This window comes from Mucilaginibacter gossypii, assembly GCF_017569325.2.
GTDB lineage: Bacteria > Bacteroidota > Bacteroidia > Sphingobacteriales > Sphingobacteriaceae > Mucilaginibacter > Mucilaginibacter gossypii.
Genome location: NZ_CP071878.2, coordinates 5403505 through 5430212 on the forward strand (window position 1 = coordinate 5403505; position 26708 = coordinate 5430212).

Here is a 26708-nt window from a genome sequence, read left to right on the forward strand (position 1 = left end):
GATCAAATCGGGCTATTTTTCACATTTACTTATGTCTTGCTTTTAATAACCAACATTTGATTACCTCCTTTTTGAAATTCGTAATCTACTTTTTGTATATCAATATTAAAATCGCTGCCAAGCACCTCAAGTAATTCGTCAAAAAACACTGGAGCCCCGGCATTGAGGTTTAATATTGGGAAGATCCGCAATTCGGGGCATATGCGCATGATCTCCCGTATCGCCTCTGTATGAAATTTTAACCCCAGGTTATCATACAGCAATAAAAAATGAGAGCTTAGGCCCAACTCAAATGCGTTATCCGCGAAAGAGGTTTTAGCGGGCATGGCATATTTAATATATCTTTGCCGAAAGCAGTCCTGGTCAAAATCCCGCAGAAAATGGTTCATCGCGGTCATTCTTATTTCCTGCAGTTTTTCCACATCTTTAATGTTGTTCCAAACAAACTTATCGGCGTTAGCCCTCACCTGGGCTATCACTTCTACACAGGTTTCATCAATCCGTTTTCGGATATCATCGGTCGAAAATTGATATAAAGGATCGATGGAGGTAACCTGCTTACCCACTGCGTGCATTTCCGCATTAAAACTTGCCGGACCATCACCTATACTGACAATCTTTTTGGTAACATCATTGGCGCTGAGGTTAAACATTTGCTGATATTCGGTAAACGTGCGGCCCCAGGGCACAACGTTATTTAGTTCAAAAGCCATTATTATAATTTTTGTTACAGATAAAAAAGACGGACCTATATAATGATACTGCCGGACGGATACTGAAAAAAGGACTAATACCTGATAGTCGTTATGATACCGGCTGCACAAAGCTGTGACGCCACCAATTGAGTTTGGTTATGTGATAATTGATCATTGATGGGCAAGATATGATTAAAGACTGGCAATAGCAAGGTTTGTTATTTATTCCAAATGCTAACCAACATAAGGCTGACGTCATCTCTGCTGCCATAAGGCTATTGCACCTGATACATATGCCGAACACAGCGACAGCCACGACAGGTAACCCTGTTTTGAATTGGATTTAAGGTACCCTAAAAACAAAAAAGAGCAGGTGCTCATCCAACACCTGCTCTTTTTAAAGATCTTTAATTTTGTGCCATTTTCAAACAGTTGCACTTCTGAATTTTTACAGTTTGATTTCTTCGTCTTTTGATGAGAAGAAATGGAATTCCGTGATCTGATACGATGGGTTACTTTTAACCTTTATCCATTGGCCATATTTGATAAACCACTTCATTTGGCGGTTATAGATGCCCTTTTTAATAAAAGCCTCAATATATGGGTGTACGCACAGGGTTATTCCTTTTTCGTTTTGCTCGGTAAGGATATAATTGAAATTGTTCTCAATATCATCCATCAGCAAAATGGTTGGCCTAATAGTCCCTGTACCATTACAGGTAGGGCAAACCTCGCTGGTAACGATGTTCATTTCGGGCCTTACACGCTGACGGGTGATCTGCACTAAACCAAATTTGCTCGGAGGCAAAATGGTGTGCTTGGCACGGTCGTACTGCATTTCGGCACGCAGAAAATCAAAAAGCTCTTTACGGTTTTGCGGTTTGTGCATGTCGATAAAATCGATTACCACAATGCCGCCCATATCGCGCAGGCGTAACTGCCTTGCAATTTCTTTAGCTGCTTCTTTGTTTACCTGGTAAGCGTTCTCTTCCTGGTTTTCTTTGCTGGCCGTACGGTTACCGCTGTTTACGTCAATGACGTGCAGGGCTTCGGTATGCTCAATTACCAGGTAAGCGCCGCCGGCAAGGTTAACTGTTTTACCAAATGCGCCTTTAATCTGCTTTTCGATACCGAAATGGTCAAATATAGGCTCCTTATGCTTGTGCATGCGGACTATACTCTCCATATCGGGCGAGATTTCATGAATGTATGACCGAATTTCTTCGAACATACTATTGTCATTGGTATAAATGTGCTGAAAATCGGGGTTCAAAATATCCCTGAGGATAGTTGATGTGCGCCCTATTTCGCCCAATACCTTTTTTGAAGGCTCAACAGAAGGAAGCTTGGTAATAAACTGTTCCCATTTCGAGATCAGGTCAAGCAAATCTTTCTGCAGCTCATCAACCCCTTTACCTTCGGAAACTGTACGGATGATAACGCCAAAATGCTTTGGCTTAATGCTTTCAACTACTTTACGAAGACGTGTGCGCTCGGTATTGCTTTTTATCTTTTTCGAAATAGAAATTGCTTCCGAAAAGGGTACTAAAACAACATACCGCCCTGCTATCGACAGGTCGGAACTTAAACGCGGCCCCTTAGTTGATATGGGTTCTTTAGCTATCTGTACCGGGATAAGCTGATTTTTGGTTAATATCTCGGAGATTTTTCCTCCCTTATTGATATCGGCCTCAAGCTTAAACCCATCCAGTAGCTTTGACTGATATCCCCCGCTACGTACTTGCTTGGTTAGTTTAAGCAGGCTTTGTACCTGCGGACCAAGATCAAGATAATGCAAAAAGGCATCCTTCTCATAGCCAACGTCAACAAAGGCGGCATTTAGGCTGGGCATGATCTTTTTGATACGGCCCAGGTAAATATCGCCAACTGTATAGTTGTTGCTTACCTGTTCTTTGTGAAGCTCTACGAGTTGTTTATCCTGTAATAATGCAATGGTAGCCCCGTTGGGGGATGAATCGATAATTAATTCCTTTATCAATTGCTACTCCATTTCTTATAACGGTAAAAACCGTGTGTTAATAAGTGGGTAAAAAACACTAATAAATAAAAAGTACCCACCCCGGTTTGGGGCAGGTAAAATCACTAATGTTTAGTCTTAAGTCGTTGGTCGAAAGTTTAAAGTCAGAAAAAAAGACTTTGTACTTAAGACTAAGAACTATCGACTTAACATAAATGCTTATTTCTTTTTATGTCTGTTTTTTCTTAAACGTTTTTTACGTTTGTGGGTAGCCATTTTGTGTCTTTTACGTTTTTTACCGCTCGGCATAATAATAATTTTAAAATGTGTGTTAGTTATTTAATTCCTTAATATATCCATCAATGCGCTGACTGAAAACAGGGTCAGGCATCATTTCTTTGCATTTCTGGTAAGCGTCAATAGCTTCCTTTTTCATGCCTAATTGCTTATAGCTTTCGGCTAAATAGAAAGTAGGTTCCAGTTCCTGCTTTTGCGCAAGCAGTGTTTTAAACCTGCTTACCGCTTTTTCATACTGACCCGATTTCATGGCGAACATACCTAAGTTAAGGTTAGCGTTCCAATTTTTCGGGTCTTTTTTAACAACCTCAAGCAACAGCGCTATACCCTGCATAGGGCCTGCTGCGCCATTAACGTAAGCTATGCCCAACCCGGTTTTACCTTCAAGGCTTTCGGGTTGTAATTTCAAAGCATTTTGAAATGCTTCGGCAGCATCATTCACAAACGCAGGTTGAAATAAAGTATCCTGTGTAAGTTTATATGCATCATTAAAACGGTTACCTGCATTTATCCAGTCTTGTACCTTGTTTTCTTTACGGGCTAATGCCTGGTAATAAAACGCTGCAGGTGCGGGCTGGTTAACATCATCCCAGTGCTTGGCAAGCTGCGCTTGCAAAACCGGTGCATCTGCGTCTGATGCTTTTTTTAACTGGGCTTCAAGGTCATTGATCTTAGCCGCCAATGCATCCCCAATAGCTGCTTTGGCAGGGGCCGACACCATATCAACGGTAACATTAGCTGCCGGTTTAATAGCGCCTGCTGAGGCGGCCATGGCCGGTTTGCCGTTTTTATCGTCTTTTGGTTTTACTAAACCTTTTACGGGCAACCAATACAAATAGCCCATAATAACAACTACGGCTGCACTAACGACTATTTGTTTTTTATTCATGATGGCGTATAATTATTTTTTGCTGGTTTTGTTACCTGACTTTACTTTCTCAACAAAAGTTTTGGCCGGTTTAAAGCTTGGCACAAAGTGCTCAGGGATAATGATGGCAGTATTTTTTGAAATGTTACGTGCTGTTTTCTTAGCTCTTTTTTTAACCACAAAGCTACCGAACCCTCTTACATATACGTTTTCGCCGCCAACCATTGAGCTTTTAACAACTTTGAAAAACGCCTCAACAGTTTCCTGCACGTCTACTTTCTCTATACCTGTTTTTGATGAGATTTCAGTTATAATTTCTGCCTTAGTCATATCTTATTTACTTAATTTAATTTTATAAATACTTAACTGTTTTGGGGTTGCAAAAGTATCGCTTTATCCGTTAACAGCGAAATATTTATCCGTTTTTTTTTGCCAGGGGCGTAAAACCTACATTTTCGTTACAATTTTGAGTATGAGAGGCTTATAAATTACTGGTTAAACATCAATTTGCCGGTGTAAAGAAGTGTGAAAAAAAGTGTGAAAATCGATCAATCCAACTGGTAGTAAAGGGCTTGTACTTTCACAGGTTAGTTGCCAATATTTATCTCTGATTTTTAAATATCAACTCCCCGGCCTCCTGGCTTTCCTCCTGGTTTCTGAATCTTGATTTCATATCTCCAAACCCTCCTCCCTCTTGTTGGTTCTTGATTGCCTGCCTCATGATTCCCCCTCTATGCCTCCTGCCCTCCTCTCTTGATTCCTGATTCTTACCTTCTTGTTTCCTGCCTTCTTGTTTCTTAATTACTTTTACAACAATGAATTTTACCGACGAAGTTGTACAATGGTACTTAAACAACAAACGAAACCTGCCCTGGCGCAATACTACCGATCCTTATGTGATCTGGCTATCTGAGATCATACTGCAGCAAACCCGGGTTGAACAGGGCATGCCATATTTTTATCGTTTCCTGGAAAAATATCCTGATGTAAGCAGCTTTGCCGCTGCTCATGAAGATGAGATCCTGAAGCTGTGGCAGGGACTGGGTTACTACTCAAGGGGGCGCAACATGCTTAAAACAGCCCGGTTGGTACAGGAGCTCCATAACGGACGTTTCCCGGATAGCTATAATGAACTGATAAAACTAAAAGGTATTGGCGAATACACAGCCGCCGCTATCGCTTCGTTTGCAGCTAATGAAGCCAAAGCCGTGGTCGACGGTAACGTTTATCGTGTACTGGCGCGATACCTGGGTATCTATGAGCCTATCAACTCAACCGGGGGTAAAAAAACATTTCAACAAGCTGCCGACGATTTTCTTAATAAGAAAATGCCGGGACTGCATAATCAGGCCATGATGGAGTTTGGTGCCATGCTGTGCAAACCTAAAAATCCGGCCTGTGGTATTTGCCCTGTCCGCCTGGGTTGCGTGGCCTTTAACACCAACACTGTTGCCGCTCTCCCGGTGAAATTAAAAACTGTAAAAGTACGTGAGCGCTTTTTTAATTATTTCCTGGTAACCAACGGCGATACCATTTTGATGAACAAAAGGGGCGATAAAGACATCTGGGCTAATATGTTTGATTTACCTATGGTTGAAACAGATACGCTTTTAAGCCTTGAAGAATTATTAAAACAACCCGAAGTTTTAGCTGTTTTTGGTGATGGTATTGAAGCTACTGAAATCTCGCCGGTTCATAAACATATCCTTACTCATCAGCGGCTTTTTGTAAGACTGATAAAAATTAAAAACCAGCCACTCAAAACGCACGAAAACTGGGTTAAAATTAACGTTCATAACCTGCCTGAGTTAGCTTTACCAAAAATCATTTTTATATTATTAAAAAATATTTTTAATTTGTAAAATAATTTTACGTTAATTTATGGCATGTCTGGAATAAACAAAGTAATACTCGTTGGCCACTTAGGCAAAGACCCTGAAGTACGGAATTTAGAAGGTGGCGTATCTGTTACGAGTTTCCCTTTAGCTACTTCCGAAACTTTTAACAAAGATGGCCGCAAGGTTGAACAAACCGAATGGCATAATATTGTAATGTGGCGCGGACTGGCAGAAGTAGCGGCCAGGTTTCTTTCAAAAGGGAAACTGGTTTACATTGAGGGCAAACTCCGTACCCGCTCATTTGAGGATAAGGAAGGTATAAAAAAATACACTACCGAAATTGTGGCCGAAAACTTCACTATGCTTGGCCGAAAAAGTGATTTTGAAACCGAACCGTTAAAATCACCCGCAAAAAACGGAGATTCGTTTATAGATCATTTAAATGCCGAAGATTATTAAATTACCGATACTTACTAAAACATCCCAAAGAAAAAATGCCGATAACACTTGTCACTGGCATTTTTTTATCCCGGAGAATTGCAAAACAGTTATTGCTTAAAATAGTTCACACCCTGCGGCGCGGTACAATCGTCGGCCGGTCCGCATATATATGTCAACGTAAGTACATTCCCTCCGGCATTTAAAACCATAGTGTAGTTGGCCGTTACCGCAATGACATTGCTAACCGCCGCCAGTTCGGAAACCGGACCAAAAGCATTGCTTTTGTTTTGATAATCGGTTATATCATACAAGGTTAACACCGAATTCTGGATCTTATACTTTCCAACCCTTTTTGACGCTGTTCCGATAAGCTTTTTGGAAACCGAGTCGATACTGGTCACCGCACCTTCAAATGTGTGGTCGGTTTTAAAATCGTATTCGTATTGAACCCACTGTTTTGAAAAGGCAGCAGGAACAATCCATTTTCCGGATATTTTTAGCTCACTATTGGTTACCGTCTCTTTATGACAGCCCCAAAAAGCTGTCACTAAAACAATGGCTAATAAGCCTAACACTTTGGCAGGATTCGTAATTTGTTTCATATCAATGATTACGCTTAAAAAAAGCATAATGATACAGCAGCATATTTCTTTTTCCCGGCAAACGCAAAAGCCCTCATATAATGGACTATATGAGGGCTTTGCCTGTTAATATGCTATCTTCCTCCTGGAGGGCATTTAGCTTTCAGATACTGTGTAAATAACGTGCGCAAATGCTGTGTTGTACCTTCGCCTTCCGATATCGAATGCGTACGGTTAGGGTATGACATCAGCTGGAACTGCCTATTGTATTTCACCAGTTCATCAATCAGCAGCTCGGCATTTTTGTAATGCACATTATCATCGCCCGTGCCATGAATGTAAAGCAGGTTGCCTTTCAAATTCTTAGCATAAGTAACCGGCGAACCTTTGATAAACACTGCACGGCCTGCATCATCGGTTGGTACGCCCATATAGCGCTCCTGGTAAATGTTATCATAAGTAAGCTGGTTGCCTACTGCCGCTACCGCTATCCCTGTTTTATAAATATCTCCATACTGGAACATCAGGTTAAGAGTTGATGAACCGCCGCCGCTCCAGCCGTGCACTGCTATACGGGCTGAATCGACAAATGGCCATTTAATGATCTCTTTGGCAGCCATAGCCTGATCGCGGATATTGATGATCCCTATGTTCTTGTAAATAGCCTTGCGCCAGGCTGTACCTTTAGGGGCGGGGGCGCCACGGCCTTCAACCGACATGTAAATATACCCGTCATCGGCCATACTGCCTTCATACAGCCTATTACGACCTGTTCCCCAGGTATCCGTTACGGTTTGTCCGGCCGGTTCGCCATAAACGGTAAACAGTACCGGGTATTTTTTATTGGGGTCGAAATTGGTTGGCTTTACCATCCAGCCGTCCACTTCAATGCCATCAACAGTTTTTACTTTGAAAAACTCAGGTTTATTTTTAGCGTTTTTATCAACGGTTATTACAGTACCGCCGATATGCTTGTGAGCTGGCAAACTGATCACCTCGCTTTGGGGGTGGGTATAGCTGTTGCTGAAATTATGCAGCGCAACCTTGCCATTCGGCGAAATATCATAGCTATGCGTGCCCGGTTCATCAGCAGGCGAAACACGCTCGGCCGTGCCGCCGCTTAATTTTATTTTGTAAAGATATTTCTGTGTAGCATTATCAGGCGAAGCGATGAAGTATACATAACCCAAAGCTTCGTCGATCATGTCGATACCGATCACATCATAATTGCCTTTGGTGATCAGGCTTTCTTTGCCTTCACGGCTTATTTTATACAAATGGCGCCAGCCATCCTTTTCGCTCAGCCATAAAAAACTTTTGCCTTTTTCAATCCAGCCCCAGCCTACCGGGTCGCCCCCGGCTACACGTGCTTTAACATCAATCCATGAATCATTATGCTCTTCGCGGATTACACGGGTTGTGCCGTTTGACACGTTGCCTATAAACACGCGGCTTTCATTTTGCGCACGATTTAGTTGTTCAAGAATAACTTCGTTTGAGTTATCGGCCCATTCCATATTAGGGATGTAATGCTGCACAGCATCGCCGGGCACATTGATCCAGGTAGTTGTACCGGTAGCGGTGTTAACAACGCCCACTTTACATGAGCTTGGATCTTCGCCCGCAACAGGGTACTCAACCGGCACAACATAGGGATAAACCGAATCGGTAGTGTTCAGCATCAAATAGGTTTTGATCTTGCTGGCGTCTATTTGCCAGTAGGCTATCGATTTACTATCCGGCGACCAGCGGAAACCATCGCGGCAGCCAAACTCTTCCTCATAAGCCCAGTCAAAAGTACCGTTGATAAGCGTTTGGGTACCATCGGTAGTTAATTGTTTTACCGAACCATCGGCCAAATCTTCCATGTAAATGTTATGCCCGCCTACGTAAGCAGCTTTACTGCCATCTGGCGAAAATTTGGCGAACATCAGTGATGATGCCGGCAGGTTTTTACCCAACTGCCAAAGCTTTTTGGTATTAGAATCATACACCCAGTAATCGCCTCGGGTATCATAACGCCATACTTTTTTGGTATTGGTATTAATGAGTACTTTTTTGTTATCATCGCTCACCGTAAACCTTTTAACACTGATAGGCGCTTTGCCTGCTGGTGTCAATTCTTCTTTGGTAATAAAAACAGTTTTTTTGGAAGTATCGCGGGCATCAATCATGATAATCTGCCCGCCGGTTATGCGGTAATACTGATAGCCGTCTTTTGTCCAGTTAACGGCGGCCCGTTGCGCCCGGGCCGTATTTTGCAGTAAGATTAACAATAGCGCAGTAAGGAAAAATAATCCCGAACGGTAAAATTTCATATACATTTAGTTTGAATTAATAGAGCGGCGTTATTTTTATTTATTAAATAACGTCACTGTAAATTTTGCGTTAAATTAGCACAATAAAGAACTCTAAAGCCCTCTGTAATGAAAAAAATACCTCTATTGCTTGCTGCCTGCATGTTATTTTTCACATCGGTAAACGCCCAGCGGGCCGACAGGAGCAAATTCATTAAAGACAGTTTAGATCTATATATCAGCAAGGCCTTAACCAACTGGCGCGTGCCGGGCATAGCTGTTTGTATTGTGAAAGATAACAAGGTTGTGCTGATGAAAGGTTATGGCATTAAAGAGCTTGGCCTCATGAACAAAGTTGATGAAAATACCTTGTTCATGATAGGCAGCAATACCAAAGCTTTCACGGCAACAGCGCTTGCCATGCTGGAGGCAAACAAAAAACTGTCATTAGATGACAAGGTAACCAAATACATACCTGAATTTAAACTGGAAGACAAAAACGCAAGCGACCAGGTAATAGTGCGAGATCTCCTTTGCCACCGCCTCGGCTTCCGAACCTTCCAGGGCGATTTTACTTTTTACAATACCAACCTTACACGCCAGGAGGTAATTCAGCGTTTGGGCAAGCTTAAAGCTACTTATCCGTTCCGTACACGCTGGGGATATACCAACGCGGCATTTTTAACGGCCGGCGAGATCATTCCGAAGGTTACCAACGGGCACTCATGGGAAGCTTACTTAAAGGAAGCCATTTTTGCACCACTGGGTATGGGCAATACTTTGGCCCTAAGCAAGGATTTGCCAACATCCTTAAACCGCACGGTGCCGCATACTATTGTCGACGGCAGGCTTACGCCAATCCCTTATTGCCAGATAGATGGGATCGCACCTGCGGGATCTATCAGCTCGTCTGTAAATGACATGAGCAAATGGGCACTTGCTTTACTGAACGATGGTAAGGTTGGGCAGCGTCAGGTAATCCCTTCCGCAGCCATCCAGGCAACACGTGTGCCGCAGGATATTGTGAGTAGTGTTCATCATATGAACGGCGAAAATAACTTTGAGCTTTATGGCTTAGGCTGGTTTATCCAGGATTACTCGGGCCACAGGCTGGTGATGCATGATGGCGGGGTTAACGGCTATTTGTCGTCAGTAACGCTTTCGCCGCAGGATAACCTGGGCATCATCATATTAACTAATACCGATCAGAACCAGTTGTTTGAGGCCCTGCGCTGGGATATTTTAGATGCTTATTTCAAACAACCCTTCCGCAATTACAGCGAAGGTTATTTAAAACAATACAAAGCCAATATCGCAACCGAACAGGCTGAAGATAAAAAGCTGAAGGATTCTGTACTTTTAAACCCCAAACCAATGTTGTTGCCAAACAAATACATTGGCAAGTACAGCAACGATTTTTATGGCAGCATGGAGGTTACCCAGGGCGAGGGCAACAACCTCGAAATGCGCTTTGAGCATCACCCTAAAATGTATGCCTTGCTAAAACCACTTGGCGGTAACCGCTTTTATGTAACTTTTTCTGACCCTACACTGGGGAAAGCTGTATTTCCGTTCATGGTACAAAACGGCGAGGTTACGGGAGTACGCGTAAAAGTGGCTGATTTTGTAGAGCGGGGTGCGTATGATTTTAAGAAGAATTAGGGAGGTAGGGAAGTTTACATGAAGGTGAATGAACTACCCCTGCACGTCATGCCAAACTTGTTTCGGCACCCCACAGGACAAGTAGCCGGTTTACTCAGCAGGGTTGCTTAGCGCGTGAGGTGTTGAAACAAGTTCAACATGACCGCAATTATCAAGTCATATGCAGACGCGAGCCCGTTCTTCGCCTCTGTACACAATTCTGTACTATGAAGAAAATCCTTCAGCAGAAAACCACTGCATGTAACTTCACATCTCCTCACATAAAAAAGCGGGATAATTTTTCCCGAAAGAAAAACTATCCCGCTGAAAATATTTAAACAATTAAGCTTATTGCAGCACAATCTTACGGATTCGGTTGTTATAATAGTCGGCTACGTAAACATTGTTACCGGCATCAACGGTAACACCCTGCGGCGAATTAAAAATCCCTGCAGTGCCCACACCTTCTGCAAAACCGCTTGTTCCGTTACCGGCAATTACTTTTAACACTTTATCCTTGGTAATCTCCAGGATCCTGCCATTCTGATCGGCTATGAACAGGTTCCCGCTTTTATCAAACGCAATGGCCGACGGGTTGCCAACAATCCCGGTTTGTTTATTACCGCCAACAAAAGTAGTAACAACGCCCGCCGGGGTTATTTTACGAATGGCATGATTAAGCGTTTCGGCTACATATATATTATTATTGGCATCAATAGCTATGCCGTTGGGCTTATTAAAAGTAGCGCTGGTTGCGGTTGCATTATCCAGGTAGTTCGCACCCCTGCTACCTGCAAATGTGGTAACAACACCCGCCGGTGTTATTTTGCGGATCAGGTTATTGCCCATATCGGCCACAAAAATATTTCCGGAGCCATCAATTGCTAACCCGCGCGGACTGTTAAACGTTGCTTTCGTTCCTGTACCATCGGCATATCCGGCATCGCCGCTGCCTGCAAAAGTGCTTACCACACCTGCCGGGGTAATTTTACGGATATTATTATTACCATAATCGGCTACATAAATATTGCCTGTTGCATCGGTAACCAAACTTTGCGGAGCATAAAACTGGGCAGTGGCTATAGGGCCGTCAACATAGCCAATGCTACCGTTGCCCGAAAGTGTAGTGACATCTCCTGCTGCAGTAACTTTGCGTATGGCACTGTTAAATGAATCGGCTACATAAATATTGCCGTCGGCACCCACGGTTATCCCCTGCGGACTGTTGAAAAGAGCGGCGCCGCCCAAACCGTCAACAAAGTCGGCCGCGGTATTACCCGCCAATGTGCTAACTGTACCTCCTGTTGATGCTGTACCTTCGCCGGTGGTAAACTGCACCACTTTACCGTAGCCTGTACCCGCGCTGTTTACAGCATATGCGCGTGCATAATAAGTTGTTTTAGGGCTTAAGCCGGTAAGCTTTGTAGTATAGGCATACAAAATTACCGTATCGGTGGTTTTTTTATCAGCAGTGGTAGGAGTTTGATTGGTGGCGCTGTAACAGATACCGTAGCTGCTCAGGCTCACGTCAGTCGATCCATTAAATAAACCGCCTGTATAGGCTATGGTTCCACTTTCGGTAGTCACCACATCCATTGTGGTTAAATCAGGCACGGTTACGGGTGTAACGTTTCCTTTTTTACCACAGCTTGTGCCGGCCAAAGCAACGGCAAATAAAAACGCGGCAAATAAAATTGTTTTGGTAAAGCTCTTTTTCACGAGTTAGTTTAAAAGTTATATGTAGTAAGTAAGCAAAATTAACTTATCAATACGTAGCAAATTACTTTAAAGTAACATTTTAACAAATATTAACATACTTATTACTTACCAAAAGGCTCCGCCGCCCTACAAACACAAATAAAACCAGTTAACTACTGCCACACGGGGGCAAAATCATCAAAATCCGGCAACATTTTTGGTGTATACCTGTTATTAATTTACTATGAAACTCATAACGCTGTTCATATCCATTTTGATAGCCAATACAGCTATTGCGCAAAAACATGTACCACTACCCCACGGAATGATATTTGGCGAAAAGCCCGACACGATAGCTTTAATGCCCGCCTCCAAACTGGAAGCTTTTATGGGAAAAAAAACACGGGTCACCACGGCCATCAGTGGCAGGGTTATTAAAGTAATCAAAGAAAAAGGCGGCTGGTTTGAAATGGATGCGGGTAACAACCGGGTCATAACTGCCCATTTTACCAATGCAGGGATAAACCTTCCCAGGCAATTGGCGGGCCGTACGGTAATCATTTCGGGAATAGCAGCCAGGCAATTCATTGCCGACGACCTGCAGCATATGGCCGGCGATACGGTTAGCGGCAAAAAGCAGCATAATGTAAATGCCAACCCTGGCCGAAAGGTTAGCTTTGAAGTAAAAGGATTAATGATAGATAAATAAAGCTATTCAAGCCGGGTAAATATCTACCCGTTTGTTACTATGAGCTGCCTTAATTTTTCAGAAACCTCGTTTTTGTTTACTGCAGATGCTTCGCGTTTGCATTTCATATAATGTTCGCGGGCAATTTTTTCGGCCAGGTCGCCGATGGTTTTTACATGCATCTCTTTGCCAAAACGGCCTGCAAGTTTTAAACCAATCCCGGCTATTACCATACCGGCAATACCTAGGGCCAGGTAATAAAAGGCCAAAACAAAGCTAACCACCAATATCATGGAAAAAAGGTTAACTATCCACTGCTTGGGCTGAAGCAAACGGATCTGGAAACCCATCTCTTCTTCAATAGCGGCCACAGCCTCAATACGGCTATCGCGCGGAAAAAGATCAGCGAGTTTAGTTTGGGGCTTTATGATATCCTTATCATACCCCGATGATGTATTGATGGCATTACGGAGTTTGTAAAACGCCTGCTGTGTGGTACAGCCATCATTTGTTTTTTTTACTTTTTCAACAACAACGTCGCAAAGTTTACCAAAATTTTGCACATCGTTTACCGATGTATCGTTTAAACTGATGTTAAATGATTTTTCAATTTTCACTAAAACATCATCCATATCTTCAGGATCAACACTCTTCAGGTTGATTTCCTGACCATTAGCCGTATTAACTTTCAATCTATAGCAACTAAATACAACAATAGTGAACCTGCAATTAGGGTTGCAGGTTCACGTTATTAGCAATTAAACTACAAAGGCTGCAATTTAATGTTTTAATTATTTACTCAAATACATTGATTTCTCTTTGTACAGATGCCTGAAGTATGGGTCCTGCAGGTTAGGGATAAAGCGGATAGCCTCACCTGTTGATTTCATTTCAGGGCCAAGCTCCTTGGTAACTTCAGGGAACTTATCAAACGAGAACACCGGTTCTTTAATGGCATACCCCCAAAGCTTGCGTTCGATGGTAAAGTCGCTCAGCTTATTGGCTTCAAGCATAACCTTTGTGGCTATGTTGATATATGGCACATCGTAAGCCTTGGCGATGAAAGGCACCGTACGCGAAGCACGCGGGTTGGCCTCAATCACATACACCTTATCATCCTTAACTGCGAACTGTATGTTAAGCAAACCGCGTACGTTAAGCGCTTTAGCTATCTTTTTGGTATATTCTTCTATCTGGTGAATTACATTATCCGACAGATCGAACGGAGGCAGTACAGCGTATGAGTCGCCTGAGTGGATACCGGCAGGCTCGATGTGCTCCATCATACCAATGATGTGTACATCCTCACCATCGCTGATCGAATCAGATTCGGCCTCGGCGGCACGGTCAAGGAAGTGGTCGATCAGTACACGGTTACCGGGCAGGTTGCGCAGCAGGCTTACTACCGCTTTTTCCAGGTCCTCATCATTGATCACAATGCTCATACCCTGGCCGCCTAATACGTAGCTTGGGCGTACAAGTACCGGGTAACCAACCTTGTGGGCAACTTCAAGTGCTTCTTCAGCGCTTTCAGCTACTCCATATTTTGGATATGGAATGTCAAGGTCTTTCAAAAGGTCAGAGAACCGGCCGCGGTCTTCCGCGATGTCCATATCATTGAATGATGTGCCAATGATCCGGATGCCGTGCTCGTGCATTTTCTCGGCCATTTTAAGGGCTGTTTGGCCACCCAACTGAACAATTACACCATACGGCTTTTCAAGCTCGATGATCTCGCGTACATGCTCCCAGTAAACCGGCTCAAAGTACAGCTTATCGGCCATGTTAAAGTCGGTTGATACGGTTTCAGGGTTACAGTTAACCATGATGGCTTCAAAACCTGCTTCTTTAGCGGCAAGTAAGCCGTGCACACAGCTGTAATCGAACTCGATACCCTGGCCTATACGGTTAGGGCCCGAGCCCAACACGATGATCTTTTTCTTGTCAGATGCTACCGACTCGTTTTCGCCTTCATAGCTTGAATAATAGTATGGAGTTTTAGCAGGGAACTCGGCAGCGCAGGTATCAACCATTTTGTAAACGCGGTGCATCCCTAAAGCCTTACGGCGCTGGTATACATCTTCCTCGGTTACGTTACCCAAAATGTGGGCGATTTGTACGTCTGAGAAACCTTTTTGTTTCAGGGTATACAGGAACTCTTCAGGAACATTGTTCAGTGAGTAGCGGCGAAGTTCTGTTTCAAGGTTAACCAGGTCCTGGATCTGGTTCAGGAACCAGCGGTCGATTTTGGTTGCTTTACGTACCGATTCGATAGGCACGCCAAGGCTCAACGCATCATAAATGTGGAACAATCTGTCCCAGCTTGGGTGCTCCAGGCTGGCCATGATCTCTTCGAGGTTACGGCTCTGGCGACCGTCGGCACCTAAACCGGCACGACCGATCTCCAAACTTTGACAGGCTTTTTGTAAAGCCTCGGTAAAGCTGCGGCCGATACCCATAACTTCACCTACCGATTTCATCTGCAGGCCAAGTTCTTTGTTAGCGCCTTTGAACTTATCAAAGTTCCAGCGAGGTATTTTAACGATCACGTAATCCAAAGTTGGCTCAAAGTAAGCCGAGGTTGTTTTGGTGATCTGGTTTTCAATTTCGTCGAGGTTATAACCTATAGCAAGCTTTGCAGCAATTTTAGCGATAGGGTAACCGGTAGCTTTTGAAGCAAGAGCCGATGAACGGGATACACGCGGGTTGATCTCAATAGCGATGATCGCTTCGTCAGCAGGGTTTACCGAGAACTGAACGTTACAACCACCGGCAAAGTTACCAATGGCACGCATCATTTTGATAGCCTGGTTACGCATTTCCTGGTAGCAACGATCGCTGAGGGTCATGGCAGGGGCTACAGTGATCGAATCGCCGGTGTGGATACCCATCGGATCAAAGTTCTCGATAGAGCAGATAATGATTACGTTATCGTTGCTATCGCGCAGCAACTCCAATTCGTATTCTTTCCAGCCTAACACAGCCTGCTCAACCAATACCTCATGGGTTGGTGAAGCCTGTAAGCCACGGTTAAGGGCGGCATCAAAATCTTCCTTTCTGTGAACAAAACCTGCACCTTTACCACCCAGTGTGTAGCTTGGGCGAATAACCAGCGGGAAGCCAATTTCCTGCGCGCCTTCTTTACCTTCAAGGAAAGAGTTGGCGATTTTTGATTTGGCAACCCCTACGCCGATATCAACCATCAGCTGGCGGAACGCCTCGCGGTTTTCGGTTTTTTCGATGGCAGCAATATCTACACCGATAACCTTAACGCCATACTTTTCCCATATGCCGCGTTCAGACGCTTCGATACAAAGATTCAACGCGGTTTGACCGCCCATGGTAGGCAGCACAGCGTCTATCTGCTGTTCGGTTAAAATTTTCTCAATGCTTTCGCAAGTGAGCGGCAGAAGATAAACATGGTCGCTGATAACTTTATCCGTCATGATAGTTGCCGGATTGCTGTTAATAATAGAAACGGAGATGCCTTCTTCTTTTAGCGAGAGAGCGGCTTGTGAACCGGAATAATCAAATTCGCAAGCCTGGCCGATAATGATTGGGCCGGAGCCAATGATCAGAACGGATTTGATGGAGGTGTCTTTGGGCATAGGGCTTTTTTTAAGTCAAAAGTTCTAAGTCAAAAGTCAAAGGCATTTAAGCCTTTAAACGGTTTTTCCTATGCGCTGAAAGCCAAGAAATCCCGACTTCAGCGTCGGGGTGCAAAGATAGAGTTTTAACAAACACCATTCATGTTTTTTTTCACATTTAATGTTACAGCAATAACACCCGGCATTTTTTAAGTTTCGGGGCACATTTTCTTAAAACAATAGGCTCACTATTTCCGTAAAATCTCACTATATTTACTTGTAGACCGGCCTGTAATTTCCAATTGAACCTGTAATTGCGTGAAACCGCAAATACTTTTTATATTTAAGAACTATGATAAAGAAGCCTGTTTTTATATTGCTTGCGGCTATTTTATTTTTTGGCAGCTGCGCCATGCTGCAATCAGTTGTTAAATCAACATTTCCATATACTGCAACCATGGTTATTCCGGCGTCGGCCAAAGTTGATGAGGCGCAAACTGCAATAAGCACGGGTAACAGCTTTGACCAGGATTTTACTAAAGATGGCAATAATGCCAGCAGGATAAGCGAGGTACGCATCATATCAGCCAAACTGCAGTCGAGCGACCCATCAGATTATAACATTGGCAATATAGCTTCATTAAGGGTATACATGGCTAAAAACGATGGCAGTGAAGAGGTGATGGTGGCTATACGTAAAGATATAAGCCCCAATGCCGGCAACAGCATAGTACTTGACATTGACAACTCACACTTTTTAGACGAACTGGTGCGCCAGCCAAGCGTGCGCATCCGGATGGTTTACCGCCTGCGTAAAGCTACGGCAACTGATGCCAGCCTGAAAGTATCATTAGGAATTGGATCGTACCCGGCGAATTAAACCGGGGACCTTACAAAAAATTTACTTAATCAATTTATTATCCGAATCGGGGAATATTAAAATAGGTTCGTAATTGCGGGCTTCTTCAACCTCCATATAGGCATATGACATAATGATCACAATATCGCCTACCTGTGCCAGGCGGGCTGTAGCTCCGTTAAGGCATACAGTGCCTGTTCCGCGTTCGCCTTTGATAACATAGGTTTCAAAGCGGGCGCCGTTATTATTGTTCACTATCTGAACCTTTTCGTTGGGGATGATATTTGCAGCCTCAATCAGGTCTTCATCAATAGTGATACTGCCCACGTAATTCAACTCCGCCTGCGTAACCTTAACCCGGTGAATTTTGGACTTTAATATTTCAATTATCATGGCGCAAAGTTAGGAATAAATTTAGTCGATAGTCCATAGTCGATAGTCCATAGATTGTAAAAGATTTTCCATCGGCCGGATAACCAGTCTACTGAAGCATCCATGGACCATCGACTAAGAAATCAACACATTATCAATCAATCTTGTTTTACCTACGCGTGCTGCAACAAGGGCAACAATAGTTTCGGATGCGGGGGTGGCATGATGCAGTGTTTTGCCATCGGCTATTTCAAAATACTCCAGCTCAACGCCGGGTTCGTTGCTGATCATTTGAGCTGCCTGCTGCTGCAGGGTGTCAATTTTGTTAATATCGAAGTTTTCCTTAACCCAGTTAAGTGCTTTGGAGAGAATGAGCGAGTGTTCTCTGTCATACGGGGTTAGGTGGATGTTCCTCGAGCTCATGGCCAGGCCATCAGGTTCACGCTCAATCGGGCACATCACCAGCTTAACGGGCATCTTCAGCACCTCAACCATTTTATTAATCACCATAAACTGCTGATAATCCTTCTGCCCAAAAAAAGCGATATCGGGCTTTACAATATTGAACAGCTTATTTACTACCTGAGTAACCCCCTGATAATGCCCGGGCCTGAATTTTCCTTCCAGCAGGTATTCCAGATCGCCCATGTCAAAATGCCATTTTTCATTATCAGCATACATCTCGGTAACCTGCGGATTAAACAAAATATCGCAGTTAACTTCCTCAAGGCGGCGGATATCGTCAGTAATGGGGCGAGGGTATTTTTCAAGGTCCTTGGGGTCATTAAACTGGGTGGGGTTTACAAAAATGCTGCAAACAACCTGGGTGCTTTGCTGCTTTGCCAGTTCAATTAAACCCAGGTGCCCTTTATGCAATGCGCCCATGGTTGGTACAAAGCCAATTACTTTTACCGGCTTACGGTTAAAATAATCGGTTATCTCGTTTTTAGTGCTGAATATTTTCAACGTAATAGGTGTTACAAAATTTGGCAAAGGTGTACAATTGATTAAAAATAACCAAAAGTTACTTGCATAATTCGTTGGCAGTTTATATAATAATAGTTATATTTGCAAACTCAAATTTTTTGACTTCTTTACATTTTAAATACTGATTTAGTGATGGGTAAATCTAAGCTTTTGTTTATAACTCATGAAATGTCCCCTTTCCTTGAACTCACAAAAATTGCTGAAATAACACGCCAACTTCCGCAGGCCATGCAGGAGAAAGGTTACGAGATCCGTATCCTTATGCCGCGTTTCGGCAATATCAATGAGCGCAGGAACAGGCTTCATGAAGTGATCAGGTTGTCGGGTATGAATATTATTATCGACGATAATGATAACCCGCTGATCATCAAAGTAGCATCTATCCCGGCGGCGCGTATGCAGGTGTATTTTTTGGATAATGAAGAATATTTTCAGCGTAAGCATGTTTTTGCAGACAAGGAAGGTAAATTTTACGCCGACAATGACGAGCGTATGATCTTCTTTTGCAAAGGTGCATTAGAAACTGTTAAAAAATTAGGCTGGGCGCCGGATGTGATCCATTGCCATGGCTGGATGAGCGCGCTTGTGCCTGCTTATCTGAAAACAACCTACAAAGACGATCCTACATTTAAGCACTCAAAAATCATTTACTCTATTTATGAAAATGATTTTAAAGAGCAATTGCACAATGACTTTGCTACAAAAGCCATCATGAGCAATATGAATGAGCAGCATGTGGAGCCGTACAAAGGCGGCACCAATTCGGCGCTGTATGCCGGTGCAATCCACTACTCAGACGGTATTGTTTTGGGCAGCCCCGATATTGATGCAGATGTGTTAAATAATGTTAAAAACAGCAATAAATCGGTTTTAGAATTTGATTCTACCGCAGATTTCGAAAATTATTACAATTTTTACGACGAAATTACCAACGACGAATTGGTGGATGTTGCATAAGACTTAATATTATATATGAAATTTTTCCGATTAGACTTATTGACCCTGTTAATAAGTCTTTTTATTTTGAACAGTTGTAAACGCCAGGATGGTATTGGTTTGGGCGTCAATGATCAAAACGAGATCAATGGCAACCTGATAGTTGATACCAACATCGTTATTAACACTGTTGTTGATGATACCGCGGCTACCTCGGGTCAAACCCGGACACCGCTTGCCAACTTTACCGACCCGGTATTCGGCACAACAAAAAGTATTGTTGCTTTAGGTGTTAACCTGCCTAACGGCGCCGCTTACACTGTTCCTGCAGGCACCCTGACAATTGACTCGGCTGTACTTGTGCTTAGATATTCGGACGGTTTTTATGGCGATTCGCTGGCTTCACGCTATAAAATAAACGTGTACCAGCTTCAACAAAAGGTAGAAAGCAAAACCTACTATAGTAATAATCACTGGGATGCCGACCTGGGCACTTTGCTTGGTTCTAAGACCTTCACAGCCCGTACGCACGATAGTATCACCATAGCACGCATCCGTACTGACACATTAGATACCGTTCAGCGCGTAGCACCTCAGTTACGTGTGCCGCTTAGTAAAGCCTTTATCTATAATAACCTGTTTAATGCGAGTGGTGCTGTACTTGCATCACCAACAACTTTTCAAAGTACTGTAAAAGGCCTTTACCTTTCGTTAGACAAGGCACAGGCCAGTGATGCTGGCGGTATTATCCAGCTTAATCTGGCCTCATCGCAAATTGATGTATTTTATAAAGTTGTTACTGCTGCTACCAGTACTACAAGCAGTACTATTGATACAGCATCGGTAACCCTGCCGTTCTTTAACCGTGCTGCCGAAATTACGCATACCTACAGTACTACTATCCAGGCAGCACTGAATAATACAACAACATCGCAAAATACGGTTTACCTTCAGGGGCTTGCAGGTTTAAGGGCTAAGCTTAGTTTCCCGGGCCTTGACAAGCTTGTTGACTCATCGATAGTATTAAACCGTGCCGAAATTGTGATAACACCACGTGCCGGTTCAGGTGTACCTTATGCGCCTTTACCTAAGCTTACCATGTACAAGCTGGATATAGCCAAACAACGGGCACTAATACAGGATGCCTCGGCAAGTGACCCGCGTTCGCAAACAAGTTTATTTGGCGGCCGTTATGATCGTACCAAAAAAGAATACCACTTCCTGGTTACAGCTTTTGTACAGGATCTGATCCGTAAAAAAACTGTTGATTACGGCACTTATATTGCCCCGGTTGATACCACCCTTGTTAACACTACAACAGGTATTGACGTGGCGCCGTCAACACAAACGGCAGCCCGTACGGTAATAGTGGGGAGCGATAAGTCAACCCCGGGTTACAGCATCCGCATGAACATCATTTACACCAAAGTCCGCAAGTAAGATATCTCTCAATAAACAAAAGAATCCCCGCTTAGGGGATTTTTTTGTTTAAGACAAACACACTTCTTAAAATACTTTTTTAAGTATTTCAAAACTTCCTCATTTTCGAAAAAAATCAAAATAATTATTGCGGATATGTGTTATATAGCTGTTTATTTTGCGGCGTTTAACATTTATACTTGATTATTTTATGTGCGGAATTGTTGGTTATATAGGATTCAGGGATGCTTACCCTATCGTTATAAAAGGGCTTCACAGGCTCGAATACCGGGGCTATGACAGTGCCGGTGTTGCCCTGCTTGATCATGACCTTAAAGTTTATAAAAAGGCCGGCAAGGTTGAGGACCTTGAAAATTTTGTGAAGGGAATTGACCTGAAGGGGACAATAGGAATGGGCCATACCCGCTGGGCCACCCACGGCGAACCGAGCGACCGTAACTCGCACCCCCATTCATCGGGCGACAGGAGGCTTACCATTATCCACAATGGTATTATTGAAAACTATGGCGTGATCAAGGAAACACTTACAGCTAAAGGCCACGTTTTTAAAAGCGATACAGATACCGAGGTTTTAATACACCTGATTGAGGATATCCAAAAGGCAACCGGCCTTGATTTGAAAGACGCCGTACGCGTTGCATTAAATAAGGTAATAGGCGCATATGCCATCGTTATCATGAGTGCCGATGAGCCCGATCTGCTTATTGCAGCCCGTAAAGGCAGCCCCATGGTAATTGGCGTAGGCAAAGGCGAATATTTCATAGCTTCGGACGCTACACCTATTGTAGAGTATACTAAAAATGTAATTTACCTGAATGATAACGAAATTGCCTATGTACACCGCGAAAGCCTGCTGGTAAAAAACATCGACAACTCGGTACAAACACCCTATATCCAGGAACTGGACTTAAAACTGGAAATGCTGGAGAAAGGCGGCTACGACCATTTCATGATGAAAGAGATCTATGAGCAGCCCCGTTCCATCCGTGATTGTCTGCGTGGCCGTATTTACCCCCAGCAGGGCAAAGTTCAGTTGGGCGGCATTAAGGAATACACCGAGAAACTTAAAAATGTTGACAGGATCATTATCGTAGCCTGTGGCACCTCCTGGCATGCCGGGTTGGTGGGCGAATACCTGATTGAAGAATACGCGCGTGTGCCGGTAGAAGTTGAATATGCCTCCGAGTTCAGGTACCGCAACCCAATCATTACTGAAAAAGACCTGGTGATAGCTATTTCCCAATCGGGAGAGACAGCAGATACCATGGCCGCCATTGAACTGGCTAAGGAAAAAGGCGCTACCATTTTCGGCATTTGTAATGTGGTCGGTGCATCTATTCCGCGTTTAACGCATGCGGGCGTTTATACCCATGCCGGGCCCGAAATTGGTGTAGCATCTACCAAAGCCTTCACCGCCCAGGTAAGCGTGCTAACACTAATAGCTTTTTATATAGCCCAGCAGCGGGGTAAAATTACCCAAAGCAAAATGGTTGAATATTTAACCGGCTTAAACGAGATCCCTAACCTGGTACAGGAGGCCCTGAAATTAAACGAACATATCCGGCAAATTGCAGCCCGGTTTAAAGATTCGACCAATTGCCTGTTCCTGGGCAGGGGCAGCTCATTCCCTGTAGCCCTGGAAGGCGCTTTAAAGCTCAAGGAGATCTCCTACATCCATGCCGAAGGTTATCCCGCCGCCGAGATGAAACATGGCCCTATCGCCTTAATTGACGACGAGATGCCAGTGGTGTTCATTGCCACCAAACATTCATCGTACGAAAAGGTGATCAGCAACATACAGGAAGTAAAAGCCCGCAAAGGCCACGTAATTGCTATTGTATCCGAAGGAGATACCGAAGTAAAAGGCATGGCCGATTATGTGATAGAGATCCCGCAAACCAATGAGGCGTTTGTGCCGCTGGTGGCAACCATTCCGCTGCAGTTGCTGGCTTATCACATAGCCGTGATGCGCGGCTGTAACGTTGATCAGCCCCGTAACCTGGCAAAATCAGTTACAGTTGAATAAAAACCAGTTATAAACCTAATTTTTTGCAAACCCCTACCAGTAACGGCAGGGGTTTTGTTATTTTTGGGAAGAAACAAATACCTGCAACCTATGAGTTTTGAAATTTTCGAACACGCCGAATCATGGATCTCCTTAATCACACTAACCTTACTGGAGATTGTTTTAGGCATCGATAACATTGTATTTATCTCAATCCTGTCCGATAAACTTCCCGCCAGTCAGCAAAGCAAAGGCCGGAGGGTTGGTCTTGGTATGGCCATGATCACCCGTGTGCTGCTGTTGTTATCCATCAGTTGGGTAATGACTTTAACAGCGCCCATGTTTAACCTAAGCTCCATTTTCAGTATTACGGATGCCGAATGGGTTGAGAAACTGGCTATTTCCGGCCGCGATCTTATCCTCATCATCGGCGGTTTATTCTTGATTTACAAAAGCACCGCCGAAATCCATCATAAAATTGAAGGCGAAGAAGAGGCAGAAGGCAATGTAAAGAAACATTCGTTTTGGGGTACCATAATTCAGATCATGCTGCTGGATATCGTTTTCTCGCTCGACTCGGTGATCACCGCGGTAGGAATGGCCAGCCATGTGGAAATCATGATCTTAGCCGTTGTTATAGCCGTAGGTATTATGATGTGGGCATCAAACGGGGTAGCATCGTTTGTAAACAAGCACCCAACCGTAAAAATGCTGGCGCTATCATTCCTGCTGCTGATTGGCGTTTCGCTTTTGGCCGAAGCTTTTGAACAGCATATCCCAAAAGGTTATATCTATTTTGCCATGGCGTTCTCTGTTTTGGTAGAGATGCTGAATTTAAAAATGAAAGCGAATAAGGGAAAGAAAGGACAAAACAATAAGTAATTTCATTGCGAGCGTAGCGCGGCAATCGCATGCTATATAAAGCGGTTATGCTTCCGTGCGATTGCCGCGCTACGCTTATAATGACATAATGGGAGAAAATCCTAATGACTCAAATGACGCACTATAGCGCCACTACCACCGCTTTACCTGCATATTTAACAACCTTATCAGCCTTGGCAGTTAAAGCTACATCCGAGCCATGGGCGCCTTTAACCATCACAATGTTAAACGTACGGCTTTTCAGCTGGCCCGGAAAATGGCCTTTAGTATCAGATATGCTAAGTTTACGTGTTTTATCGTTCCAGCTTAATGTAAACGTAGCTGATTGTCCTTTTTCGTAATTGTAGTTATCGTTTTCATCCTCGTAAAACTTAAATGAAGCATCAGCGCCGGGATAGATGCGAAGCTCAATATTGCTGTTTGGTTTTTCGGTTGCGTATTCAACATCCGGGCCCATTGGTATAATTGAGCCCGCTTTTACATATAACGGCAAAATCTCGATAGGTGCCGCAGCGCTGATGGTTTGGCCACCGTCAAGCAGTTCGCCTGTCCAGAAGTTATACCATTTGCTGGCGGCAGGCAGGTAAACCTGGCGCGCCTTGGCTTTTTTATCTGCATCACTTGAAGTATATAGTTGTTCGGTTACCGGGTTAACCATAAAGGCCGGCCCGAACATATATTGGTCAGGAATACCGTAAACCTTGCTGTCGCCGCGGTAATCAAAAGCCAGCGAACGCATAATGGTATAGTTATCGTTAGTTACACGGCCTGCCAGTGAATAAATGTAGGGCATCAAACGATAACGGAGCTTGTCAAAATTAAGCAGGATCGACCTTGTATTTTCGTCCCAGTTTTTGCTGAAGATGGCTCGCTCACCTTTACCGTGGATTCGAAAAATAGGGCAAAACGTACCAAACTGAAACCAGCGGGTAAATAACTCCCGTTTATCCGGCTGCGACCAATCGGCAGGTTTCCAGTGGTAATGATAGCCGCCGATGTCTGACGTCCAGTAAGGGATGCCGGAGGTACAGGCGTTGATGCCCTGTGGCACCTGGTCTTTAAAATCATGAAAAGTACATTCAATATCGCTCGACCATAACGTAGAGGCGTTGCGCTGCTCACCGGCGAACGACTGCCTTACCAAAAAGAAAGCGCGCTTACCCGGGATATCCCTGCGCCAGCCTTCGTATACGCCTTTAGTATGCTGTAATGAATAAGTGTTAAAATAGTCGATGCCTTTACCAATGGCAAAATTACTTTGACGGCGGGCGTCAAGTAAAGCGCCATTATCCGGCTCACACTGGTCAATCCACCAGGCATCCCAGCCGTAACGTTTAATGAGGCTGTCGCGGGCCTGGTCCCAGTAAAGCTCACGGGCTTTAGGGTTGTGGGCATCATAATAAGTATCAAAAGTGTGGGTAACCACGTTATCCCAGGTGATATCGGTTAAACCTCCCATTTTGTTCAGCGCATCATAATTAGGGGTGCCTTTACCAAACACCGGCCAGATAGAGATCATAGCATGGATATTGGCTGCGTGTAAAGCATCAACCAATTTTTGCGGATGCGGGTAACGTTCCGGTTTCATTACATGTGAGCCTATCGGCAATGGGTCCCAGTAGTACCAATCCTGTACAATCACGTCAACCGGGATATGGTTATTGCGGTAATTATCCTTTACGGTAAGGATTTCGTCCTCGCTCAGGTACCTGTCTTGCGATTGAAACAAGCCATAAGCCCATTTACCAAACATCGGCGCTTTACCGGTAGCTGTGCGATAAAGATCGATGATATGGTCAAAGCCCGGCCCGTAAAAAAAGAAATAATCAACCTGCTTACCGCTTTCCGATACATATTTAAATTTAGTGTTATCCGCTTCGGCACCATAAAAATTACTGGCCGAATAGTTATCCCACATCAAGCCATAGCCCTTTGTTGACAACAGTACTGGGATAGCGCCGGTAAGATATTTGATAGCCAGGTCCTGGTTACGGCCTTTATAATTGATCGACATGGAATCTAAAGGATGGCAACCTAAACCGAACAGGGCCTCATCTTTAGGCGACGCAAATTGGGTAGTAACGTTATAAGTGCTGATCCCTGCGATGGTTGCTGGAGTAATGGATTTATTGTCGCTGTCTTCGGCAGTAATCACGTTACCCTTCAAATCAGTATAGGTGATGGCATTCGTAGCCTTATTGATCTTTACTTTCAGCTTTGCCGTAGTAATAACCACCTCGGTTTTCCCATCAGTAACCTGGTACGGTGAGTGCTGAACCCATTTATTATTCACAACCAATGACGGCTTGATCTCAAAAGCATCAAAGATGGTATATTTTACTTCGATGATATCGTCCCTGCGGATAAGCACTTTCATCAAACCTTTGTCGAGCGTGAAAGTAACCCCATCAGCTGCCTTTTTGAAAGATTTAATAACTGCTATAGCCGGCATGGCAGACATGCCAGCTAAAAGAAAAACAAACCACGCAATCGATTGCCTAACTTTTGCGCCTTTATGAAATACCTTTTTAAACATCATGACTATCACTGATTTGGTTTATACTGAGTGTGAGATTAACACTTAATTTGACACCGTGAATATAGCGTACTTTTTTTAA

The 26708-nt window shown here is 43.8% G+C and carries 21 protein-coding genes; 9 read left to right on the forward strand and 12 right to left on the reverse strand.

Annotated elements, in window-relative coordinates; all coding sequences use genetic code 11:
- Window positions 1-29: 29 nt before the first annotated feature.
- From J3L18_RS22750 to J3L18_RS22765, 4 genes are all read right to left on the reverse strand, one after another.
- Window positions 30-713: an SAM-dependent methyltransferase gene (locus J3L18_RS22750; RefSeq protein WP_129567890.1), complete on the reverse strand. Its 684-nt coding sequence runs from the start codon at window positions 711-713 to the stop codon at window positions 30-32.
- 430 nt (window positions 714-1143) lie between these two features.
- Window positions 1144-2694, reverse strand: a complete 1551-nt coding sequence (locus J3L18_RS22755) for an Rne/Rng family ribonuclease (RefSeq protein WP_090534648.1) — start codon at window positions 2692-2694, stop codon at window positions 1144-1146.
- Between the two features lie 310 nt (window positions 2695-3004).
- On the reverse strand, window positions 3005-3859 hold the full coding sequence (locus J3L18_RS22760; protein WP_129567891.1) for a tetratricopeptide repeat protein: 855 nt from the start codon (window positions 3857-3859) through the stop codon (window positions 3005-3007).
- Window positions 3860-3871: 12 nt separating this feature from the next.
- Complete coding sequence (locus J3L18_RS22765) at window positions 3872-4168, reverse strand: HU family DNA-binding protein (protein ID WP_090534644.1); 297 nt, start codon at window positions 4166-4168, stop codon at window positions 3872-3874.
- Between the two features lie 485 nt (window positions 4169-4653).
- On the opposite strand from J3L18_RS22765, the gene mutY reads away from it, so the two are divergent.
- Both mutY and J3L18_RS22775 read left to right on the forward strand, forming a co-directional pair.
- Window positions 4654-5700 (forward strand): A/G-specific adenine glycosylase, encoded by a 1047-nt coding sequence (gene mutY, locus J3L18_RS22770; protein ID WP_129567892.1) that lies wholly within the window; start codon window positions 4654-4656, stop codon window positions 5698-5700.
- Window positions 5701-5724: 24 nt separating this feature from the next.
- A complete protein-coding gene (locus J3L18_RS22775) occupies window positions 5725-6135 on the forward strand; it encodes a single-stranded DNA-binding protein (RefSeq protein ID WP_091175697.1) in 411 nt (136 codons plus the stop codon).
- An 89-nt stretch (window positions 6136-6224) separates the two neighbouring features.
- On the opposite strand, the gene J3L18_RS22780 is transcribed toward J3L18_RS22775, so the two are convergent.
- Both J3L18_RS22780 and J3L18_RS22785 read right to left on the reverse strand, forming a co-directional pair.
- Window positions 6225-6719 carry a hypothetical protein gene (locus J3L18_RS22780; RefSeq protein ID WP_129567893.1) on the reverse strand — a complete coding sequence of 165 codons (495 nt, stop codon included), beginning with the start codon at window positions 6717-6719 and terminating at the stop codon, window positions 6225-6227.
- A gap of 113 nt (window positions 6720-6832) precedes the next feature.
- On the reverse strand, window positions 6833-9016 hold the full coding sequence (locus J3L18_RS22785) for a S9 family peptidase (protein WP_375339171.1): 2184 nt from the start codon (window positions 9014-9016) through the stop codon (window positions 6833-6835).
- 108 nt (window positions 9017-9124) lie between these two features.
- On the opposite strand from J3L18_RS22785, the gene J3L18_RS22790 reads away from it, so the two are divergent.
- Complete coding sequence (locus J3L18_RS22790; RefSeq protein WP_129567895.1) at window positions 9125-10657, forward strand: serine hydrolase; 1533 nt, start codon at window positions 9125-9127, stop codon at window positions 10655-10657.
- 327 nt (window positions 10658-10984) lie between these two features.
- Here J3L18_RS22790 and J3L18_RS22795 read toward each other — a convergent pair whose 3' ends face one another.
- Window positions 10985-12355 (reverse strand): NHL repeat-containing protein, encoded by a 1371-nt coding sequence (locus J3L18_RS22795; RefSeq protein WP_129567896.1) that lies wholly within the window; start codon window positions 12353-12355, stop codon window positions 10985-10987.
- A gap of 223 nt (window positions 12356-12578) precedes the next feature.
- Here J3L18_RS22795 and J3L18_RS22800 point away from each other — a divergent pair, with 223 nt between their 5' ends.
- On the forward strand, window positions 12579-13043 hold the full coding sequence (locus J3L18_RS22800; protein WP_129567897.1) for a DUF4920 domain-containing protein: 465 nt from the start codon (window positions 12579-12581) through the stop codon (window positions 13041-13043).
- Window positions 13044-13066: 23 nt separating this feature from the next.
- Here J3L18_RS22800 and J3L18_RS22805 read toward each other — a convergent pair whose 3' ends face one another.
- Both J3L18_RS22805 and carB read right to left on the reverse strand, forming a co-directional pair.
- On the reverse strand, window positions 13067-13714 hold the full coding sequence (locus tag J3L18_RS22805) for a hypothetical protein (protein ID WP_129567898.1): 648 nt from the start codon (window positions 13712-13714) through the stop codon (window positions 13067-13069).
- 99 nt (window positions 13715-13813) lie between these two features.
- Window positions 13814-16630 carry a carbamoyl-phosphate synthase large subunit gene (carB, locus tag J3L18_RS22810; RefSeq protein WP_112657265.1) on the reverse strand — a complete coding sequence of 939 codons (2817 nt, stop codon included), beginning with the start codon at window positions 16628-16630 and terminating at the stop codon, window positions 13814-13816.
- A 331-nt stretch (window positions 16631-16961) separates the two neighbouring features.
- On the opposite strand from carB, the gene J3L18_RS22815 reads away from it, so the two are divergent.
- On the forward strand, window positions 16962-17489 hold the full coding sequence (locus J3L18_RS22815; protein ID WP_112657263.1) for a hypothetical protein: 528 nt from the start codon (window positions 16962-16964) through the stop codon (window positions 17487-17489).
- A 21-nt stretch (window positions 17490-17510) separates the two neighbouring features.
- On the opposite strand, the gene panD is transcribed toward J3L18_RS22815, so the two are convergent.
- Together panD and panC are read right to left on the reverse strand one after the other, a co-directional pair.
- On the reverse strand, window positions 17511-17861 hold the full coding sequence (panD, locus tag J3L18_RS22820) for an aspartate 1-decarboxylase (protein WP_090534618.1): 351 nt from the start codon (window positions 17859-17861) through the stop codon (window positions 17511-17513).
- 114 nt (window positions 17862-17975) lie between these two features.
- A complete protein-coding gene (gene panC, locus J3L18_RS22825) occupies window positions 17976-18806 on the reverse strand; it encodes a pantoate--beta-alanine ligase (RefSeq protein ID WP_129567899.1) in 831 nt (276 codons plus the stop codon).
- 153 nt (window positions 18807-18959) lie between these two features.
- Between panC and J3L18_RS22830 the strand changes: the two genes are divergently transcribed.
- From J3L18_RS22830 to J3L18_RS22845, 4 genes are all read left to right on the forward strand, one after another.
- Entirely contained in the window at window positions 18960-19784 is an 825-nt protein-coding gene (locus J3L18_RS22830; protein WP_091175730.1) for a glycogen/starch synthase, read from the forward strand.
- 66 nt (window positions 19785-19850) lie between these two features.
- Window positions 19851-21203: a DUF4270 family protein gene (locus J3L18_RS22835; RefSeq protein WP_208102400.1), complete on the forward strand. Its 1353-nt coding sequence runs from the start codon at window positions 19851-19853 to the stop codon at window positions 21201-21203.
- Window positions 21204-21393: 190 nt separating this feature from the next.
- Window positions 21394-23229: a glutamine--fructose-6-phosphate transaminase (isomerizing) gene (gene glmS, locus J3L18_RS22840; RefSeq protein ID WP_129567900.1), complete on the forward strand. Its 1836-nt coding sequence runs from the start codon at window positions 21394-21396 to the stop codon at window positions 23227-23229.
- Window positions 23230-23319: 90 nt separating this feature from the next.
- Window positions 23320-24090, forward strand: coding sequence for a TerC family protein (locus J3L18_RS22845; RefSeq protein ID WP_129567901.1), 771 nt, complete (start codon window positions 23320-23322; stop codon window positions 24088-24090).
- Window positions 24091-24211: 121 nt separating this feature from the next.
- Here the strand turns inward: J3L18_RS22845 and J3L18_RS22850 are convergent, their stop codons facing one another.
- A complete protein-coding gene (locus tag J3L18_RS22850) occupies window positions 24212-26629 on the reverse strand; it encodes a glycoside hydrolase family 31 protein (RefSeq protein WP_091175742.1) in 2418 nt (805 codons plus the stop codon).
- Window positions 26630-26708: the final 79 nt, after the last annotated feature.

Bases quoted from the DNA above. Each gene is read 5' to 3' on its own strand.
- J3L18_RS22765 (WP_090534644.1), bottom strand. From the start codon at position 4,168: ATGACTAAGGCAGAAATTATAACTGAAATCTCATCAAAAACAGGTATA.
- J3L18_RS22775 (WP_091175697.1), top strand. From the start codon at position 5,725: ATGTCTGGAATAAACAAAGTAATACTCGTTGGCCACTTAGGCAAAGAC.
- carB (WP_112657265.1), bottom strand. From the start codon at position 16,630: ATGCCCAAAGACACCTCCATCAAATCCGTTCTGATCATTGGCTCCGGC.
- J3L18_RS22785 (WP_375339171.1), bottom strand. From the start codon at position 9,016: ATGAAATTTTACCGTTCGGGATTATTTTTCCTTACTGCGCTATTGTTA.
- J3L18_RS22830 (WP_091175730.1), top strand. From the start codon at position 18,960: ATGGGTAAATCTAAGCTTTTGTTTATAACTCATGAAATGTCCCCTTTC.
- mutY (WP_129567892.1), top strand. From the start codon at position 4,654: ATGAATTTTACCGACGAAGTTGTACAATGGTACTTAAACAACAAACGA.
- J3L18_RS22780 (WP_129567893.1), bottom strand. From the start codon at position 6,719: ATGAAACAAATTACGAATCCTGCCAAAGTGTTAGGCTTATTAGCCATT.
- panD (WP_090534618.1), bottom strand. From the start codon at position 17,861: ATGATAATTGAAATATTAAAGTCCAAAATTCACCGGGTTAAGGTTACG.
- J3L18_RS22790 (WP_129567895.1), top strand. From the start codon at position 9,125: ATGAAAAAAATACCTCTATTGCTTGCTGCCTGCATGTTATTTTTCACA.
- J3L18_RS22760 (WP_129567891.1), bottom strand. From the start codon at position 3,859: ATGAATAAAAAACAAATAGTCGTTAGTGCAGCCGTAGTTGTTATTATG.
- J3L18_RS22850 (WP_091175742.1), bottom strand. From the start codon at position 26,629: ATGATGTTTAAAAAGGTATTTCATAAAGGCGCAAAAGTTAGGCAATCG.
- J3L18_RS22750 (WP_129567890.1), bottom strand. From the start codon at position 713: ATGGCTTTTGAACTAAATAACGTTGTGCCCTGGGGCCGCACGTTTACC.
- J3L18_RS22845 (WP_129567901.1), top strand. From the start codon at position 23,320: ATGAGTTTTGAAATTTTCGAACACGCCGAATCATGGATCTCCTTAATC.
- glmS (WP_129567900.1), top strand. From the start codon at position 21,394: ATGTGCGGAATTGTTGGTTATATAGGATTCAGGGATGCTTACCCTATC.
- J3L18_RS22800 (WP_129567897.1), top strand. From the start codon at position 12,579: ATGAAACTCATAACGCTGTTCATATCCATTTTGATAGCCAATACAGCT.
- J3L18_RS22815 (WP_112657263.1), top strand. From the start codon at position 16,962: ATGATAAAGAAGCCTGTTTTTATATTGCTTGCGGCTATTTTATTTTTT.